The following is a 521-nucleotide window of genomic DNA, read 5'->3' as shown; positions in this document are numbered from 1 at the left end:
TCACATAACAAAAAAGCCCGTCTATTGCTAGCGGGCTTTTTTATGCGTTTAAATTTTGATTATGGACTAATTATATATGCTTATTTGCGCAATGTCAAGCATTTTCACTGCAATGTTTAACATTTTTACTACTTTTATTGAAAAATGGATAAATATTCCCTCCCACAAAACTTTGTGCCTGATTCAAAATATTGATAATGTCGTGAGGCCTTTTACCTATCGCTTTCGCTTGTGCATTACAAGACACATTCTTTAAGTAATACGCCACTAACACCGTCCATTGCACCGGATTATATTCTTTCAAACTCAAAACAGCATTATCAACAACCTCTGCTTCTTGCTCTGTCAAATATTGGCGATAATCAAAATCTCGAGCCGCTCCAGCAACAACCGATGATTGTGATGGATATTCTGTTCCTATACGCTTAACAATGCGGGTATTTCGCCATGCCGTTAAAATATCTTTCGTCTCTTTCATTGTGACCTCTTCTTTATTCCACTATTTTTTATGCTGTTATTGG

1 protein-coding gene is annotated in these 521 nt (G+C 36.3%); it reads right to left on the bottom strand.

Going from position 1 to position 521, the window contains the following annotated elements:
* Positions 1-94: 94 nt before the first annotated feature.
* Positions 95-478, bottom strand: coding sequence for an antiterminator Q family protein (locus tag J3U66_RS12805; protein WP_065633653.1), 384 nt, complete (start codon positions 476-478; stop codon positions 95-97).
* Positions 479-521 lie beyond the last annotated feature (43 nt).

Source organism: Gilliamella sp. B2969, assembly GCF_026536195.1.
Classification (GTDB): Bacteria; Pseudomonadota; Gammaproteobacteria; order Enterobacterales; family Orbaceae; genus Gilliamella.
Note: the sequence above shows the minus strand (reverse complement) of the source record. Positions and strands in the feature narration are given on the sequence as shown.